This is a genomic window from Phenylobacterium sp. (genome assembly GCF_037189685.1).
In the GTDB taxonomy this organism is placed as follows: Bacteria; Pseudomonadota; Alphaproteobacteria; order Caulobacterales; family Caulobacteraceae; genus Phenylobacterium.
Map to the genome: position 1 here is coordinate 79,110 of NZ_JBBCIT010000027.1, position 17,620 is coordinate 96,729.

A 17,620-nucleotide genomic window follows, 5' to 3' on the forward strand; every position below is an offset into this window, starting at 1 on the left:
AATAGATAAGCTTCAATCAGAATCAGCCAATGTTGTTTGCCGATAGAGAGAAAGGGAAATCTAAGACGCCCGAACACAGAGAGGGCGTTCAGATGAATATTCGAACCAACGCTTCCACGAAGTCCACTCGCCTGAGGCGACGCCTGGGATCCACATCGGCCCTATTGGCTTGCGTCGCCTGGTCCGGCGCGGCGGCGGCCCAAGGCGTGGCGCAGGGGTTGGCGCAGGGCGGGGTCGAGGCGACGTCCGGCGCCGCCGACGGCGGCTCCACCGCCGTGGAGGAACTGGTCGTGACCGCCGAGCGGCGGGCGACCAACCTCCAGGACACGCCCATCGCCATCACCGCGTTCTCGGCCCAGGCGCTGGCGGACCGCAAGGTCGATCACATCCGCGACCTGGCGGGCCAGATCCCGAACCTGTCGATCAGCCGCGTCACGATCAGCCACACGACCCAGACCTACTCTCTGCGCGGGGTCGGCGAACCCGATCCGATCCAGGAACCGGTGCTCGCGGTCTACGTCGACGACGTCTACATCCCCCGCCAGATCGGCTCGATGATCGAGTTCAACGACCTCGAGCGCATCGAGGTGCTGCGCGGGCCGCAGGGCACCCTGTATGGACGCAACTCCAGCGCCGGAGCCTTGCGGATCATCACCCGGGATCCCGGCCGCGAGTTCCGGGCCAAGGCCGAGGTGGGGCTGGGCAACTACAGCGCCGTCGACGTGCGCGCGCTGGTCGAGGGGCCGATCAGCGAGACCCTGTCCGGAAGCCTGTCCTACATCCGGCACAAGCGGGACGGGATCACGTTCAACCCGACGCTGAACCACGACGTGAACCGCATCGACCTGGATTCGTACCGGGCCAAGCTGCGCTGGACGCCGACCGACGCCCTCGACGTCCTGCTGACGGTGAACGCGCTCCGCGACCGCAGCGATACGCGCGGCTACGTCCCCGTGCGCCAGCCCGGCGGCGGCTTCTCCAAGCGGCAGACCTTCTCGGAAGTGCCGCCGACGCAGGACCTCGACCAGATCTCGGGTTCGCTGCGGGTCGCCTACCGGATCAACGACGCCCTGCAGATCAAGTCGATCACCGCCTACGGCGGCTTCAACCTCGACCCCGTCTACTACGACAACGACGGCGAGGCGGCGCTCATTCAGAAGAACCTCATCCGCTACAACGACCAGTACGTGACCCAGGAGCTCCAGCTCAACGGCGAGTACGACCGGGTCACGTTCAGCACGGGCTTCTTCTACCTGCACGAACGCTTCTTCGTGCGGCGCGACGGCTACAGCCGCCGCAACACCCAGAACACCGACCCGACGGTCACGCCCGGGAACTACAACTTCCTGCGCGCCTACAACATCACCAACACCGAGGCGTACGCCGTATTCGGCGAGGCGACCTGGAAGGTCTCGGATCGACTGTCCCTCGTCACCGGCCTGCGCTGGACCAACGAGACGAAGGAATTCCGCTTCAACAATTCGATCCTCAACCTGGCGGGCCAGATCACCGCCCCGTCCATCCGGGGCGTGTCCGAGAAGACCTGGTCGAAGATCACTCCCAAGGTCTCGGTGCAATACGCCTGGACGCCGGACATCCTGGCCTATGCGACCTATTCCCAGGGCTTCAAGTCAGGCGGTTTCGACAACCGCGCCACGCGCCTGGACCTGGCCACCCTTCCCTTCGCGCCCGAGGAGGTCATCAGCTACGAAGGGGGCCTGAAGACCGAGTTCTTCGACCACAGGCTGCGCGCCAACCTGGCGGCCTTCTACAACGACTACAAGGACCTGCAGGTCTCGTTCTTCGACCCTGCCTACGTCGGCAGCCGGCGGGGCAACGCGGGCCAGGCCACCAGCTATGGCGTCGAACTGGAAACGGAGGCCCAGCCCACCTCGGCCCTGAACCTTCAGTTCTCTATCGGCTACCTGTTCGCCGAGTACGACGAGTATCGTGGGGCCGGCGGCGCCGGCGTGAATGCGGATGGCAACCGGCTCACCAACAGTCCTCGCTGGAGCCTGTCTGGCGGCCTCAACTGGAGCGTCCCGGTCGAGATCCCAGGGTCTCTCCGCCTGGGGGTTAACGCCCAGTACCAGACCAAGACCTTCTCGAACGCCATCCCGGCGGCCGGCGGGCAGCATGAGATCCCGGCTCAGGGCTTCGTCAACGCGGTGGCCACCTGGACCGCGCCCGATCCGCGCTGGGCCGTCACCCTCTCGGGCCGAAACCTGACCAACGCGTCCAAGCCGGTCAGCGCCACCTTCACGCCCAGCACCGGGGTCCACTATCGCAACTATCCCGATCCGCGCACCTGGCTGGTGACGTTGAGGTACGCCCTGTGACCTGGCCCAACCTCCCCCGGCTGCGGTCGTTCGTGGTCGACTTCGCGGCGCTGCTGGACGCCGCGGAGGACGACGAGCCCCGCATCCTGGGCGAGGGCGGCGACCTTCTCGCGCGGCTGGTGGCCCAGGACGACTGGCTGCCGATATCCTATGCCACGCCGTCCCCGACCCGGTATCGCCAGTACCTGCTCCACTGCGACAGCCTCCAGCGGTTCTCGGTGGTCAGCTTCGTCTGGGGGCCAGGCCAGGCCACGCCCGTCCACGACCATACGGTCTGGGGCCTGGTCGGCGTGCTGCGGGGAGCGGAACTCTCCCAGGGTTATGCACGGCAGGGCGGCCGGCTGGTTCCAGCCGGTCCGGTCCGCCGGCTGGAGCCGGGCCGGATCGAGGCCGTCTCCCCGCGCGTGGGCGACATCCACCGCGTCGCCAACGCCTTCGACGACCGGACCTCGATCAGCATTCACGTCTACGGGGCGAACATCGGCGCCGTCCGCCGCGCGACCTACGACGGCGCCGGACGGCCGCAGCCCTTCGTTTCCGGCTATTCGAACGCGACCCTGCCCAACCTGTGGGACGCCTCGCAGGAGCAATCCGCATGATCCCCGCAACCGCTCCGGCCGACGTCCGGCTCGACCTGATCACACGGCGCGAGATCGCCCTGATCGACCTGCGCGAGGAAGCTCCCTACGCCCGGGAGCACCCGCTGTTCGCCGCCAGCCTGCCCCTGAGCCGCCTGGAACTGGAGGTGCTGGACCGCATCCCGCGCAAGGACACGCGGATCGTCCTCTACGACGATGGCGAGGGCCTGGTCCCGCCCGCGGCCGAGCGCCTGAAGGGCCTGGGCTACACGCGGGTCTCGGCGCTGGCCGACGGCCTGCATGGCTGGCGTCTGGCGGGCTACGAGCTGTTCCAGGACGTGAACTCCGCCAGCAAGGCGTTCGGCGAACTGGTGGAGGCGCGACGCCACACGCCTTCGATCCCGGCGCCCGAGGCGAAGGCGCTGATCGAGACCGAGCCGAACCTCGTGGTCCTCGACGCCCGGCGGTTCGAGGAATACCGGACCATGAGCATCCCACGCGGAGTCAGCGTGCCGGGCGCCGAACTGGTGCTGCGGGCCCGCGCCCTCGCGCCCGATCCGTCGACGACCATCATCGTCAATTGCGCCGGACGCACCCGCTCGATCATCGGGGCCCAGTCGCTGATCAACGCCGGCGTCCCGAACCGCGTGATGGCCCTGCGCAACGGCACGATCGGCTGGACGTTGGCCGGCCAGGCGCTCGAACACGGCCGCGACGCCCGCTTTCCCGACGTGGACGCCGCCCGCGAGGCCGAGGCCCTGGCGGCGGCGCGCGACGTGTCCTATCGCGCCGGGGTGCGCCGGCTGGACGCGCGAGGGCTCGACATCCTGGCCCGCGACACCGAGCGCACGCTCTACCGCTTCGACGTCCGCACGCCCGAGGAGTTCGCCGCCGGTCACATCCCCGGCTTCCGCAACGCGCCCGGCGGTCAACTGGTGCAGGAGACGGACGTCTTCGCCCCCGTCAGGGGCGCCCGCATCGTCCTGGCGGACGACCGCGGCGTGCGTGCGGACATGAGCGCCTCGTGGCTGGCCCAGATGGGCTGGGAGACCTACGTCCTGGACGGGGGGTTCAACCGCCCACTGGAGACAGGTCCCTCATCGCCCGCGCGACCGCGCGCGCCCCGTGTGGAGACGATCTCGCCGGCCGACCTCAGCCTACGTTCGGCCTGGGGCGGCACGGTGATCCTCGATCTCGGCCCCAGCCCGGCGCACCGCAAGGGCCATGTGCCGGGCGCCTGGTTCACCATACGCAGCCGGCTGGCCGAGGCGCTGGGGAAGGTGGTTCCGCGGAACTTCGAGGCCGTCGTCCTCGTCTCGCCGGACGACACCCTGGCGCGGTTCGCCGCGCCCGAGGTCGAGGCGCTGACCGGCCGCCTCCCACTGGTGCTGGAGGGGGGCGCCGCGGCGTGGGCGGCGGCCGGCCTGCCGCTGGAGACGGGGTTCACCCGCACGGCGTCCGAGCCGGACGACGTCTATCGCCGGCCGTACGAGGGCGCCGACCACGCCGCGGCCGCCATGCAGGCCTACCTGGACTGGGAGTTCGGGCTGGTCGAACAGCTTCGCCGCGACGCCACGCACGGCTTCCATGTGATCTGAGGGAGGAACCCATGCCCATCGTCCTCTACTACGCGGCAGGGTCGTGCTCCCTGCCCGCACTCGCCGGGCTGGAGGAGGCCGGCGCCGACTACGCGGGTGTCCGCCTTGTCCTGGCCGACGGACACCAGCGGCGGCCGGAATATCTGGCGGTCAACCCGCGCGGGCGGATCCCGACCCTGGAGGTGGATGGGGTGCGGATCACCGAGAACGTCGCGGTGCTGACGACGATCGCGCGGTTGTTTCCCGCCGCGCGGCTCCTGCCGTTCGACGACGCCGTCATCACCGGCCGCGCCTATGAGTTGCTGGCCTGGTTCGCGAGCGGCGTCCATGTTTCGTTCGCCCAGGTGGGCCGGCCCGAGCGCTATACCCGCGACGCCACGGCCTGGCCGGCGCTCGGGATCGGAGGTCGCGAGAACATGCTGGCCGCCTACGCGGAACTGGAAGCCCGCCTGGGCGACGGGCGCACGTGGCTGCTGGGCGAGGCCTATTCCCTGGCCGACCCCTACGCCCTGGTGTTCCACCGCTGGGCCGAGCGGCTGGAGGTGGCCACCTCGGACTACCCCGCCTTCGACGCCCACGCCGCTCGGGTGCGCGCACGTCCCGCCGTCGCCCGCGCGCTGGCCCTGGAGACGTCGCCGCGGCTTCTGGTCGAAGCCTGACCGTTCAGGTCCGCTGATAGGGCTGTTGAGAACTCCTCGTTCGTCGCGCTTAAATCCTATCAATATGATCTGAATTCAGCGTCCGAAAGCCTGGAGACAGCCATGCCCGTCGAGTTCATCGGATATATCGGCGTCAACGGAGCGTCCGAGATTCATCCCAACACCGGGCCGGTCATCGACGTGGCCTATGTCGAGACCATCGCCAAGGCGCATGAGGCGGGCGGCTTCGACCGCGCCCTGGTCGCGTTCGGATCGACCTCGCCCGAAAGCCAGCTCGTGGTGGCCCATGCGGCCAGCGTGACCCGCAAGCTGGGCTTCATGATCGCCCACCGGCCCGGGTTCACCGCGCCGACCGTCGCGGCGCGGCAACTGGCGACCCTGGACGTCTTCAGCGGCGGCCGCATCGCGGTCCATATCATCACCGGCGGCGCCGACGACGAGATGAAGAAGGATGGCGACCACCTGTCCAAGGCCGAACGCTACGCCCGCACCGACGAGTACCTGGATATCCTCAAGCAGGAGTGGACCAGCGAGGCGCCCTTCGACCACAAGGGTCGCTACTACAACGTCGTCCAGGCGTTCGGCGCGGTGAAGCCGGTGCAGGCGCCGCACATCCCGATCTACTTCGGCGGCTCGTCCGAAGAGGCCATCCCGGTCGCCGGCAAGCACGCCGACATCTACGCCCTGTGGGGGGAAACCCAGGCCCAGGTCCGGGAGACCATCGCGCGCGTCCGCGCCGCCGCCGCGCGCCACGGGCGGCAGATCCGGTTCTCGCTTTCGCTCCGGCCCGTCCTCGCCGACACGGAGGAAGCGGCCTGGAAACGGGCGGACGACATCGTGGCGCGCACCATCGCCCTGCGGGAGAAGGCAGGCCTCAAGATCAGCGGTCACGCGCCGCCCAACGCCGGCTCTCAACGGCTGCTGGACGCGGCCGCCCAGGGCTCGCGGCTGGACAAGCGACTGTGGACCGGGGTCGCCGCCGCCACGGGCGCGTCCGGCAATTCCACAGGCCTCGTCGGCACGCCCGAACAGGTCGCCGACGCGCTGCTCGACTACTACGACCTGGGCGTCAGCACGTTCCTGATCCGGGGATTCGATCCGCTGGACGACGCCATCGCCTATGGCCGCGACCTCATCCCCCTGGTGCGCGAGCGGGTGGCGGAACGCGACATCCGCCGGGTCCGCGCGGCGAGTTGACGGGCGCAGACATGACCGGCATGTCCGCCCACACCGACGCCGACCTGCTGACGCCGGCGCCGCTGGCCGACGAGGTCACCTTCCGCAATGGCCTGGCCAAGCTCGCCTCCGGCGTGGCGATCGTCGCCTGTTGGGCCGAGGGCCGGCCACGGGGTCTGCTGGTCAGCTCGCTGACCGGCCTGTCCACCCAGCCCCCGCGGCTGCTGTTCTGTGTGCGCAAGGCCGCCGGCGCCCACGACGCCCTGCTGCGGGCCGAGGCGGTCAGCGTTTCGCTGCTGGACGAGGCCGATCGGATCGAGGCCGAACGGTTCGCCACTTCGGCCCGCGCGGACGAACGCTTCAACCGTAGCGGCTGGCGGCTGGATGGCGGCGGCGCGCCCGAACGACTGGGATCGCTCGCCGTGTTCGCCGGTCCGGTCCGCAGCCGTATCGACGGCGGCACCCACACCATTTTCATACTGGACGTGAACCGCGCCCATGCGCGGTCGGGCGATCCCCTGCTCTATTTCGAACGCGACTTCCGCAAGCTCGCCTGACCCGCCGGCAAAGGACGCCCGCATGCCATCCTCACCTCTGGGCGCCGCGAACCTGAACGCCATGAAGATCCTGGTGGCCGAGGCCGACCCCACCCTCAGGCTGGCCGTGGTAAAGGCCCTCGCCGCGCTGGGCCCACAGGTCCGGGCGACGGCCACGGCCCAGACCCTGCTGAAATGGCGCGACGATCCCGAGGTCGCCCTGGTGGTCCTGGACACCCGCCGCACGGAGGACGAGGCGTTCGAGGTGCTGGCCAGCCTGCGCGCCGCGCGGCCCAGGCTGCCGGTGATCCTCACGAGCGCCGACGGCAGTCTCACCGCGGCGATCCGGGCGGTGGAAGCCGGCGCCTTCGACCATCTCGCCAAGCCCTATCGGATCGAGGAGATCGCCGGCATCGCCGCCCGCGCGATCGCCACCACCCGCAGCTACGAGTCGGCGCGCGCCGTCGCCCGCGCCCGCCGCGACGAGCAGACGCCGTTGATCGGCCGCTCGGCCGCCATGCAGGATCTGTATCGCGCCACGGCCCGGCTGGCCGGCTCGGACCTCTCGGTCCTCGTGCTGGGCGAGACGGGGTCGGGCAAGGCCCTGATCGCCCGCGCCCTGCACGAAATGGGACCACGCCGGGAGGAGCCGCTCGTCGCCGTGAGTCTGGCCGCGGCGCCGGCCGAGCGGATCGAGGCCGAGCTGTTCGGCGACCCCAACCGCCTGGGCCGGTTCGTGGAGGCCGACGGCGGGACCCTGTTCCTGCACGCCGTCGACGAGCTCCCGCCCGAGGCCCAGAGCCGCCTGCTGGCGGCGCTGGACGGCCGCGCGCCGGTCCGGAGCCCCGCCACGGGGCGGCCCGTGGACGTCCGGCTCGTCACAGCCGCACACCGCGACCTGCCGCTCCGCGTGCAGGAGGGCCGCTTCCGCCCGGACCTCTACTTCCGCCTGGGCGTGGCGCCGCTGCAGGTGCCGGCGTTGCGCGAGCGGCCCGAGGACATCCCCGACATCGCGCACGCCTTCCTGCTCAAGGCGCAGCGCGAGGGCCTGGGCGCCAAGGCTCTGGATCCCTGGGCGGCCGAGCGCCTGAAGGGCCACGCCTGGCCCGGCAACGTCCGCGAGCTGGAGAACCTGCTGCGGCGAATCTGCGCGCTCTATCCCGACGAGGTGATCACCGCCGCCCTGGTCGAGCGGGAGCTGGCCCGGTCGCCGCTGGCGGCAGGCGGGACGCGGCGCAACGGCGCCCTGGCCCAGGCCGTGAGCCTGACGATCAGCACCTATTTCGCCGAAGCGACCGCCGACCCGCCCGCGGCCCTCTACGAACAGATCATCCGCGAGGTCGAGGCGCCGCTGCTCGAGGCGACACTGCAGGCGACCCGCGGCAACAAGATGCGCGCGGCCGAACTCCTCGGCATCAACCGCAACACGCTGCGCAGGAAGATGGACGAACTGGGCCTGGAGCCCTGGCGCGACGCCGACGTCCGTCTGCTGACCCAGCCACCCGTCACAGAACCCACGGGCCGCTCGATCGCAGCCTAGAGCACGCCCCGGCTATGATCCGGCGCAAGGCCGGCGATGACGGTCCTTTGCGGAGAGGCCCGCCCGCGCCCGACCGTCGCGGCTTCCCGAGAGCTCCCTGGGTCGAGCCTCTTCGCGTGTCTCACATGCGTGCGATTCCGTCAGACCGCCTGCTGCGCGTCGGGCGAGGGGACGCCCGCTATTATGCGGCGACCGGCGCGAGCGCGCGTACGGCCGCCAGCGCCACATCCGACTCGGTGCGCACCAGCCAGTCGGGGCTGACGTCCACGAAGTGGGCGCGCTGGTCCTGGCCGATGACGATCAGCGTGGGCTGGGGCAGCTCCCACGTCCCGGTCCCGGTGGTGTCGCCGATGAAGCTTCCCTTTGCCCGGCTGGCGGCCTGGGTGGCGGCGTTGGCGGCGTAGAGGATCCCCAGCTTGCGCCCGAGACGGTTGTCGCGATCCGTGGCCACCTCGAAGCTGAGCTCGTGACGACGCTTGATCTCCACCAGCCGTTCCGGAACCTGAGGACTGACCGCGACCAGCCGCGCGCCCAGGCTGCGCAGGCCGGAGGCCAGGGTCCGCTCGTAGTGGGGCAGCGCGATGTTGCAGGCCGGACACCCGGCGAAGCGGAAGAAGACCAGCATCGCCGGACCATCCGCGGTCAGGCCGGCCAGGGTCAGCCGCGCGCCATCCACCTCCTCCAGTTCGAAATCGGGAACCGTCGCACCCACCGCCAGCCACGCGGAGGCATCGGCCGCCTCCACCAGCTCTCGCCGCTGGTCGACGTTGATCTGCAGGGCTGCCGGGTCCCAGCTGCGCTCGCGCTCGGCATGCAGGTCGGCGAGCCGCTCGCGGAGTGTCTTTTCGCTCATGGTCATCTCCCGGGATGGCGCGGCGCGTCAGGCGCGGGCCGCGTGATTGAAGCTTGTGTCGAAGGCGGCACGGAGGTCGGGTGCGCTGGTGATGGCGCCGGCGTCGCGGAAACGCCGGAGGACCCGGCTCTCCTCGTCGATCACCGCCTCGTCGATGGGAACCGGCTCGCCGCGCGACAGCGCGACCGTCTCCCTGGCGATATCCAGGTCGAGGCCGGTCTCACGCGAGAGCACGGCGGCGTAGGCCTCGCGGTTTTCCCCGCCCCACCGCTGGGCGCGGCTGTAGCGCGCGAGAAAGTCGGCGATCTGGTCGCGCTTCGTCTCCACCGCCCTCAGACTGGCGGCCTTGAATCCATAACCCGACAGGATGCCCTGCCCGTCCGCCAGCACCGTTGCGCGATCGTCGCGGCGCGCCAAGGCCACATAGGAGCCCCAGGTGCACCAGGCGTCGACCGCTCCGGTCGCGAAGGCCGCCTTGCTGTCGCCGGGCGACAGGAAGCTCAGCCGCACGTCCGAGGGCTGCAGGCCGGCGCGGTCCAGCAGGCCCAGGACCAGGTAGTGCCCGATCGAGCCCCGCCCCGTCGCGATCCGGGCGCCGCGGAGGTCGGCCAGTGTCCTGATCGGGCTGCCTGCAGGCGTCAGCAACGCCGTCGAGGCGCCCCCGCCGGACGAGCGGGACGCATGCACCGCCCGGATCTTTGCGCCCCCGGCGTAGGCGAACAGGAACGGCGCATCGCCCACCGCGCCCAGATCGACGGCCGCCGCGCCCAGGGCCTCCAGCAACGGCTGGGCGGCGGCGAACTCGCTCCATTCCACCCGATAGGGCGCGCCCTCCAAAGCGCCCGACGAGAGCAGAAGCGCCTTCGCGCCCCCACGCTGGCTGCCGACGCGCAGCACATCGCCTCCGCCCTGCGCACAGGCCCCGAGAGCCAGCCCCCCGGCGGCGAAGCCGCCGGCCAGAACGCCGCGTCGAGACAGGCCCACGCTCATGACGGGCCCGTCGCGAGCGCAGCGCCGCCACCGCGGCCATAGTGGGCGCCGGCTTCGCCCGCCCGGCCCGGTTCGATGCGCGCAGGCGGCGCCTCGCCCGCGGCGATGTTCAGGTGCGGGAACAGCAGTTCGGCCGTGCGGTAGGCTTCCTCCAGGTGCGGATAACCCGAGAGGACGAAGGTCTCGACGCCCAGCGCGCGATACTCCCGGATGCGTTCGGCCACCTGCTCGGCCGACCCCACCAGCGCCGTCCCGGCGCCGCCGCGGACCAGACCCACGCCCGCCCAGACGTTCGGATAGACCACCAGGCGGTCGCGCCGGCCGCCGTGCAGCGCCAGCATCCGCGCCTGTCCCACGCTCTCGGTCGCGGCGAGGCGGGCCTGGGCCTTGGCGATGGTGGCGTCGTCCACGCGGCTGATCAGCCGTTCCGCCTCCGCCCACGCGGCGGCCTCGGTCTCGCGCACGATGATGTGGAAGCGCGCCCCGAAGCGAACCTCGCGACCTTCGGCGTCGGCCTTGCGGCGAACCTCATCGATCTTCGCGGCCACGGCCTGGGGCGGCTCGCCCCAGGTGAGGTAGTGCTGGATGTGACGGCCGGCCAGGTCGATGGCAGGGGCCGACGAGCCCCCGAGATAGAGGGACGGTCCGCCCGGCTGAACAGGTGGGAACAGAAGCTCGGCGTCCTTCACACGGATATGCCGGCCGACGAAGTCGACCTTCCCGCCGCCCATGAGACGCCGCCAGACGGTCAGGAATTCGTCAGCCTGAGCGTAGCGATCGTCGTGCGAGAGAAACACGCCGTCACCGGCCTGCTCCGCGGAGTCTCCGCCGGCGACGACGTTGATCAGCACACGCCCGCCGCTCACCCGGTCGAGGGTCGCGGCCTGACGCGCCGCGAAGAGCGGCGAGGTCACGCCCGGTCGAACGGCGACCAGGAACTTCAGCCGTTGGGTGATGGGGGCCAGCGCGCTCGCCAGAACCCAGGAATCCTCGCAGGTCCGTCCCGTGGGCAGCAGGACCCCTTCGAAGCCCAGCCGGTCGGCCGCCTGGGCCACCTGGGCCAGATAGGAGAACTCGGTGGATCGGGCGCCTTCACCCGAGCCGAGCCAGCGGCCATCGCCGTGGGAGGGAATGAACCAGAACGGCCTGACGGCGTCTTCGGAACGTGACATCGCGCCTCGCGGCATGTGGAAACCGTCCGGTTTCGTCGGCCGCCCACCGCCCTGGGACAATGGAGAAGTCGTCAAGCAGCATATCAGCGACGCTCATAAGAGCCTGCCGGCGCGAAAGCCGCCCCCCGTCACGATAGAACTTATTGAATTCCTGCATGGAGTTGCATGATCCGGAAGGAATATCGCCGGATCGACGCCACCAGCCAAAGCCAAGGCCATATCAGAAAATCTGGGCGCTCGGGATCAGCCGTCCCATCCGGACCAGACCGCCTCGGTCACGTCGATCCGAGCCGGCAGAGCGCCGATTTCGAGGAAGGCGTCGGCCGCGTCCTGCTGCGCGGCCATCGTCTCGGCGTCGAGGGGCGCGACGGCGAACGGCCCCCGCCGCAGCGCAGCCTGCACGATGTCGCGCGGCAGGCCCGTGGCGTCCGAAACCACGCCGGACACCTCGTCCACATGGGCGACGCCCCACTCGGCCTCACCCTTCAGCGCGGTCAGCAGGGCGGACAGCCGGTCGGGCGCATGTTCCGCGAAGCGTCGCGACGCCAGGTAGAAGCCGTTGGTGAGCGGCAGGCCCTCGCCCGTCAGCAGCACCCTCGCGCCCTGGTCCCGCACAGCCAGCGCATAGTAGGGGTCCCAGGTCGCCCAGGCGTCGAACTGTCCCGACCGGAAGGCTGCGGCGGCGTCGCCCGGGCTCAGGTGGACCTGCGTCACGTCGGCGAGGCGCAGGCCGGCCTGCCTGAGCGCGAAGTGCGTGAAGAGGTGCGCCGAGGTGGCCTTGGTGAAGGCGATGCGCCGGGCTCGCAGGTCCGCCACCGATCCCACGGCCGAACCGGGCGGGACCAGCAGCGCCGAGCCGGCGCCGGTGACCGGCTGGCGGGCCACATAGACGAACGCCACCCTGGCCGCCTGGGCGAACAGCGGCGGCGCATCGCCGACGGCGCCGAAATCCACCGCCCCCGCGGCCAGGGCTTCCATGAGCGGCGGCCCTGACGGGAACTCGATCCACTGGACCGGCCGACCGAGTCGTTCCGGCAGGCGGCCCCTCGCCTTGGCGAGCAGCAGCACGCCGCTGCGCTGGTATCCGATCCGGATCGCCTCCGCGCCGACAGGCGTACGGGCGCAGCCTGCGGCCAGGAGACCGCCGGCCAGCGCACCCGACAGCAACGCCCGTCGTCGAAGCCGCGGGGTCACGCCTCCGCCGCCTCCAGGCTGGGGTAGTCGACGTAGCCCTCGGGGCCCGGTGTGTAGAAGGTCTGGAGATTCCACGGCGTCAGCGGAGCGCCCCGGCGCAGCCGCTCGGGCAAGTCGGGATTGGAGATGAAGTCCTTGCCGAACGAGATGGCGTCCGCATGGCCGGCGTCGAGCAAGGCCTGGGCGCTGGCCGCGTCGAGGCCCTCGTTGGCGATGTAGACCCCGCCGAAGGCCGCCTTGAGCTGCGGCCCGAGGCTGTCGGCGGCCACCCGCTCGCGGGCGAAGAGGAAGGCCAGGCCCCGCTCGCGCGCCGCGCGGGCCACATGGCCGAACGTGCCGGGCAGGTCGCTGTCGCCCATGTCGTGCGAGTCGCCGCGGGGTGCGATGTGCAGGCCCACGCGCCCGGGGCCGAAGACCGAGACGGCGGCGTCCACCGCCTCGAACATCAGGCGCGCGCGGTTCTCGACCGGCCCGCCGTAGGCGTCGGTCCGCCGGTTCACGCTGTCCTGGAGGAACTGGTCCAGCAGGTAGCCGTTGGCGCCGTGCAGCTCCACGCCGTCGAAGCCCGCGCGCTCGGCGTTCTCGGCGCCCCGGCGATAGGCCTCGACCACGCCGGCGATCTCGTCCAGCTCCAGGGGCCGGGGCGTCGGATAGGGGCGCTTGGGCCGCAGCAGGCTGACGTCCCCGCGGGCGGCGACGGCGCTGGCCGACACGGGCGCCTGCCCGCCCAGGAAGCCGGGGTCCGAGATCCGGCCCACGTGCCAGAGCTGCAGGAAGATCAGGCCGCCGGCGTCGTGGACCGCGCGTGTCACGCCCTTCCAGCCCGCCACCTGCTCGTCCGACCAGATGCCCGGCGTGTCGGCATAGCCCACGCCCAGCGGCGTCACCGAGGTGGCCTCGCTGAGGATCAGGCCGGCCGAGGCGCGCTGGGCGTAGTATTGCGCCACCAATGGCCCCGGGATGCGTTCGGCGCCGGACCGCGATCGCGTCAGCGGCGCCATCACGATGCGGTTCCTGAGGGTCAGGTCGCCGACCTGAAGCGGATCGAAGAGCGAAGGCATCAGCCCCTCCCGGGCAAGGCGAGAATGGTCCGGCTCAAGTAGGCGCCAGGCGGGACGTCCGCGACCCGAGATTTCCTGGCGCCGCTTGCAGCGTCGGAAGCGGCGCGCGAGCCGGCTCAGAACTGCCGGCTGACGCGCACATAGTAGTGGCCTCCGGTAATCCCGAACGGCGAGAAGCTGCCGAACTGCCCTGAACCCGTGTCCGGATTGACGATGCCGATCTTGTCCGGGTGCTCGTCGAACAGATTGTTGGCGCCGATCGCGAGGGTGGTGGCGTCGTCGATGTCGTAGGCGATGTCGAGGTCGGCGACCCACTTGGCGCTATAGGTCCGGTCATTGACGGCCTGGGCGCCCGCCTCGGTGTAGCGGCCGTAGCGGGTCTGGCGCGCGACCACCGTCCAGGGCCCCAGCGTCCAGTTGGCCGACAGCGACAGCTTGTGCCGGGGCTGGCCGACGGTGAGGTCGGCCTGTTTGGTCCGGTCGATCAGGGCGTAGCCCAGGTTCGCCAGAACCGCCGGCGTCGCCTGGATGTCGGTGATCCTGGTCTTGGTGTAGGCATAGGCCGCGTTCAGGCGCAGGTCGCCATAGTCGCCCAGGCCCACGCCGTACTCGGCCACCACGTCCACGCCGCGCGTCCGCGTATCGACGGCGTTGGTGTAGTACGAGACCGACAGGTCGCTGGGCAGGCCATTGTCCGCCAGGATCTGGCCCACCACGGGGCCGCGGATGGTGCCCGTGTCGATGATCCGCTTGTCGATGTCGATCTGGTAGGCGTCCACCGTCAGACGCAGGCGCGGCGCCGGCTGGGCCGTGAAGCCTACGCTGTAGTTCAGCGACGTCTCGGGCTTCAGCGTCTGCGCGCCCAGCGCGATGGCCGCCGGGCTGAACGTGGGCAGCACCTTGGTGGGCGTCGAGACGAACGGTTGTCCGGGGATGCAGTTGGCCACCACGCCCGAGGGCGGCGGGCACTGGATCGTGGTGAACGTGGACGAAGCGAAGATGGTCTGGGCCAGCGACGGCGCCCTGAACCCGTTGGAGACGGTGGCCCGCAGCGCATAGCCCGGCGCGAACTCCCAGCGCGTGGAGAGCTTGCCGCTCAGGGTGTCGCCCACGTTCTGGGTGTAGCGCTCATACCGTCCAGCGGCGCCGAGGTACCAGTTGGAAGTGACGTTCGCGCCGACATCCACATAGGCGGCGAAGCTGTGCCGGCGGATCTTCCCGGCGTCGTCGGGCGTCGTGCCGGCATAGGAGGACAGGCCCGGAGCCGGCGGCCGCCCGGCGAACGGCTGGCCTGCCGGGATCACATAGGGGCCGATCACATAGCCCTCGGGATCGCCGGCCTTGATGACGAACCGCTCGTAGCGGTGCTCGGCGCCCAGGGACACCGTAAGCGGCGAGAAGAGGCCCACGTCGTAGTCGTGGCTGACGTCGAGATTGGTGGTCCACTGGTCGAAGACGTGGCTCGACAGATGGAAGTCCGTCGGGCTGGACGGCCCCAGGGTGGCGTTGAGCGTGCTGTAGCCGTCGAGGATCGCGTGATCCCGCGCCCCCGTGGTCGAGATATCCCAGCTCCAGCCCCGGGCCTCGCCGCGCAGGCCTGCCGCCACCTGGCCGTCGGGCTGGGTGATCCGGCGGAAGGCGGCGAAGCCCTCGGGATACAGTTCGGGCAGGGCCGTCGTGGTGTTGGGCCGGACCGTGTTGTTGGGCAGGAAACTGCCGGTGTTCTTGTGCGATGAGCGGTAGCTGAAGGTGCCGAAGGAATAGAAGGTCGCCCCGTTCTCCAGCGGCAGCTCGGCGTTGTAGGACGCCGCCACGATCTGCTCCTGGCCCGGCCCATAGGTACGGCCCCATTGATAGCGGTCGACCGCGGCGTCGCGCGGGTCGGGGACGCCGGGGGCGATGGCCGGATAGATGAAGGCCGCCTGGGAAGGCCGTGAGCGGGTCGCCCGCCAGGTGTTCTTCCAGTTGAGGCCGAAGTCGATGAAACCGCCCGAGGACCCGAGCGGACGGGCGTAGTTCAGCGCGACGCTCGCCGCCTCGCCGTCGCCGAGGTAGTTCTGCCCCACCTGGGCGACCACGGACCCGCCCTCGCTGCGCCCTTTCAGGATGATGTTCACGACGCCGGCGATGGCGTCCGAGCCGTACTGCGCCGCCGCCCCGTCGCGCAGCACCTCGATCCGCTCGATGCCCGCCGAGGGGATCATGTCCAGATCGACCGGCACGCCGCCCCGACCCACCCGCGCCAGGTTGTTGATCAGCGAAGTGGTATGGCGCCGCTTGCCGTTGACCAGGAACAGCGCCTGATCGCCGTGCAGCCCGCGCAACGTGATCGCCCGCACGGTCCAGGACGTACCGCCGCCGTTGATGCCCGGCAGGTTGAACGACGGCAGCAGGTTGTTCAGGGTCTCCTTCAGGCCGATCTTGCCGCTCTCGGCGAGTTGGGCGCCGCTCAGCACGTCGATGGGCGCGGGGCTCTCCAGAACGGTGCGCCGCACGCCGCCGCGCGTGCCGGTCACGATCACCGCATCGAGGTCGGAACTGCTGTCGGCGACGGTGGCCGCGGCGTCGGCGACATCGGCGGCGCGCCCCGGCGCGGCCAGGGCCAACGCCAGGATCGATGCCGCGGAACCCAGGAAAGGGCGAAGCCGGACAGGACGAAGGGGACGCCGTACGCGGGCGCCTGGGATGCGGATCATGATCGGTCTCTTGGAAGGGTCAGGCGCACCGTCTCGGCCGCGCAGACTGGGGCCTCGGAACGCGCGGAAATTGACGGCGGCGCCGGCCGGAAGGAGGGAACGCCCGGCGCCGCCATCCGCTCAGGCGGAAGGCCTGATGCGATGGGGAATGTCGTCGCCGGCGATCAGCACGCGCTCCATCACGCGCGGATAGTCGCCGTAGTCGCGCACGGCGTAATGCAGGCCGGCGCGGTTGTCCCAGAAGGCGACCGAGTTCCTGCGCCAGCGGAAGCGGGCGTGATGCTCGGGCCGCTTCACCTCGTCATAGAGCCTGGCCAGCAGGGCCTCGCTCTCGGCGCCATCCAGGCCCACGATGCGGGGCTTCAGGCTGTAGTTGACCCAGAAGATGTCCTCGCCCGTCTCCGGATGGGTCCGCACGATCGGATGGGCCACCAAGGGATAGCGTACGCCCGAGCGGCGCAGGGCGTCCTGGTAGTCGTGGATCACATAGAGATCGTCGATCCGCGCCTTCAGGTCCTCGGGCAGGCCGCGGTAGATGGCGCCGCCGTCCGCCCAGATCGTGTCGCCGCCAACATCCGGGATGTCGACCGCTCGCAGCACCGCCCCGAACGACGGATCGATCCGCCAACTCGTATCGGTGTGCCAGTGACTCTCGCGGGCGTCGTACTTCTTGAAGTTCTCGGCTGCGATGGGCTGGATCACCCGATGGGTGTCGGTGCCGCCGGTCGGGTGGGCGTAGAGCTCGCCGAAGTTCAGCGCGAACGCCACCTGCTGGTCGCGGGTGATCTCCTGATCGCGGAAGAACAGCACCTTGTGGCGCAGCAACAGCGCCTTCAGGGCCTCGCGGACGTCGGTCGTCAGCGGCTGCGCCAGGTCGACGCCCGCGACCTCCGCCCCGATGGTCGGATTCAGCAGTTGCACCGTCAGGCCCACGGTCGCGGCCCGTTCCAATGTGGCGACAGTCATGTCCGTTCTCCTCGCTGGACGGCGGCGGCCGTCGGAGGCGCAGAAAAAATCGAACATGGCCCGTCCCGGCCACTTAGTAATTCTGAGAATTTATTTAGCTATTTGTATATCTTACAATCAAATATGAGGGTTTTCTACCAAATCTATTATGAGAATCCGTCATGATATTCACCACATCTCCTCTCGGCGGAGACGCTTCGCGATGCACACCAAGGGCCATCCGGATTTAGCCTCTCTCATATATCCGATATGGAAACGCCTT

At 70.2% G+C, this 17,620-nt stretch carries 14 protein-coding genes; 7 read left to right on the top strand and 7 right to left on the bottom strand.

Annotated features, from left to right (window positions below; genetic code table 11):
• Positions 1–206: 206 nt before the first annotated feature.
• The 7 genes from WG212_RS15635 to WG212_RS15665 all read left to right on the top strand — a co-directional run bounded on the left by WG212_RS15635 (position 207) and on the right by WG212_RS15665 (position 8,426).
• Complete coding sequence (locus WG212_RS15635) at positions 207–2,339, top strand: TonB-dependent receptor (protein ID WP_337188039.1); 2,133 nt, start codon at positions 207–209, stop codon at positions 2,337–2,339.
• The gene (locus WG212_RS15640; protein WP_337188040.1) at positions 2,336–2,938 is read left to right on the top strand and encodes a cysteine dioxygenase; all 603 of its coding nucleotides are present in this window, start codon (positions 2,336–2,338) and stop codon (positions 2,936–2,938) included. The genes WG212_RS15635 and WG212_RS15640 overlap by 4 nt, the downstream gene beginning before the upstream one ends.
• Entirely contained in the window at positions 2,935–4,515 is a 1,581-nt protein-coding gene (locus WG212_RS15645; protein ID WP_337188041.1) for a rhodanese-like domain-containing protein, read from the top strand. The genes WG212_RS15640 and WG212_RS15645 overlap by 4 nt, the downstream gene beginning before the upstream one ends.
• Positions 4,516–4,526: 11 nt before the next feature.
• A complete protein-coding gene (locus WG212_RS15650; protein ID WP_337188042.1) occupies positions 4,527–5,174 on the top strand; it encodes a glutathione S-transferase family protein in 648 nt (215 codons plus the stop codon).
• 102 nt (positions 5,175–5,276) lie between these two features.
• Entirely contained in the window at positions 5,277–6,371 is a 1,095-nt protein-coding gene (locus WG212_RS15655) for an LLM class flavin-dependent oxidoreductase (protein WP_337188043.1), read from the top strand.
• An 11-nt stretch (positions 6,372–6,382) separates the two neighbouring features.
• On the top strand, positions 6,383–6,907 hold the full coding sequence (locus WG212_RS15660; RefSeq protein WP_337188044.1) for a flavin reductase family protein: 525 nt from the start codon (positions 6,383–6,385) through the stop codon (positions 6,905–6,907).
• A gap of 22 nt (positions 6,908–6,929) precedes the next feature.
• Positions 6,930–8,426 (top strand): sigma-54 dependent transcriptional regulator, encoded by a 1,497-nt coding sequence (locus WG212_RS15665; RefSeq protein ID WP_337188045.1) that lies wholly within the window; start codon positions 6,930–6,932, stop codon positions 8,424–8,426.
• Positions 8,427–8,607: 181 nt separating this feature from the next.
• On the opposite strand, the gene WG212_RS15670 is transcribed toward WG212_RS15665, so the two are convergent.
• The 7 genes from WG212_RS15670 to WG212_RS15700 all read right to left on the bottom strand — a co-directional run bounded on the left by WG212_RS15670 (position 8,608) and on the right by WG212_RS15700 (position 17,358).
• A complete protein-coding gene (locus WG212_RS15670) occupies positions 8,608–9,279 on the bottom strand; it encodes a peroxiredoxin-like family protein (protein ID WP_337188046.1) in 672 nt (223 codons plus the stop codon).
• Positions 9,280–9,306: 27 nt separating this feature from the next.
• A complete protein-coding gene (locus WG212_RS15675; protein WP_337188047.1) occupies positions 9,307–10,269 on the bottom strand; it encodes an ABC transporter substrate-binding protein in 963 nt (320 codons plus the stop codon).
• Positions 10,266–11,441 carry an FMNH2-dependent alkanesulfonate monooxygenase gene (gene ssuD, locus WG212_RS15680; protein WP_337188048.1) on the bottom strand — a complete coding sequence of 392 codons (1,176 nt, stop codon included), beginning with the start codon at positions 11,439–11,441 and terminating at the stop codon, positions 10,266–10,268. Before ssuD ends, WG212_RS15675 begins: the two co-directional genes overlap by 4 nt.
• A gap of 243 nt (positions 11,442–11,684) precedes the next feature.
• On the bottom strand, positions 11,685–12,635 hold the full coding sequence (locus tag WG212_RS15685; RefSeq protein ID WP_337188049.1) for an aliphatic sulfonate ABC transporter substrate-binding protein: 951 nt from the start codon (positions 12,633–12,635) through the stop codon (positions 11,685–11,687).
• Positions 12,632–13,696 carry an alkene reductase gene (locus WG212_RS15690; protein ID WP_337188050.1) on the bottom strand — a complete coding sequence of 355 codons (1,065 nt, stop codon included), beginning with the start codon at positions 13,694–13,696 and terminating at the stop codon, positions 12,632–12,634. The genes WG212_RS15685 and WG212_RS15690 overlap by 4 nt, the downstream gene beginning before the upstream one ends.
• A 116-nt stretch (positions 13,697–13,812) precedes the next feature.
• A complete protein-coding gene (locus WG212_RS15695) occupies positions 13,813–16,392 on the bottom strand; it encodes a TonB-dependent receptor (protein WP_337188051.1) in 2,580 nt (859 codons plus the stop codon).
• Positions 16,393–16,512: 120 nt separating this feature from the next.
• On the bottom strand, positions 16,513–17,358 hold the full coding sequence (locus tag WG212_RS15700) for a TauD/TfdA family dioxygenase (RefSeq protein ID WP_337188052.1): 846 nt from the start codon (positions 17,356–17,358) through the stop codon (positions 16,513–16,515).
• Between the last annotated feature and the right edge of the window lie 262 nt (positions 17,359–17,620).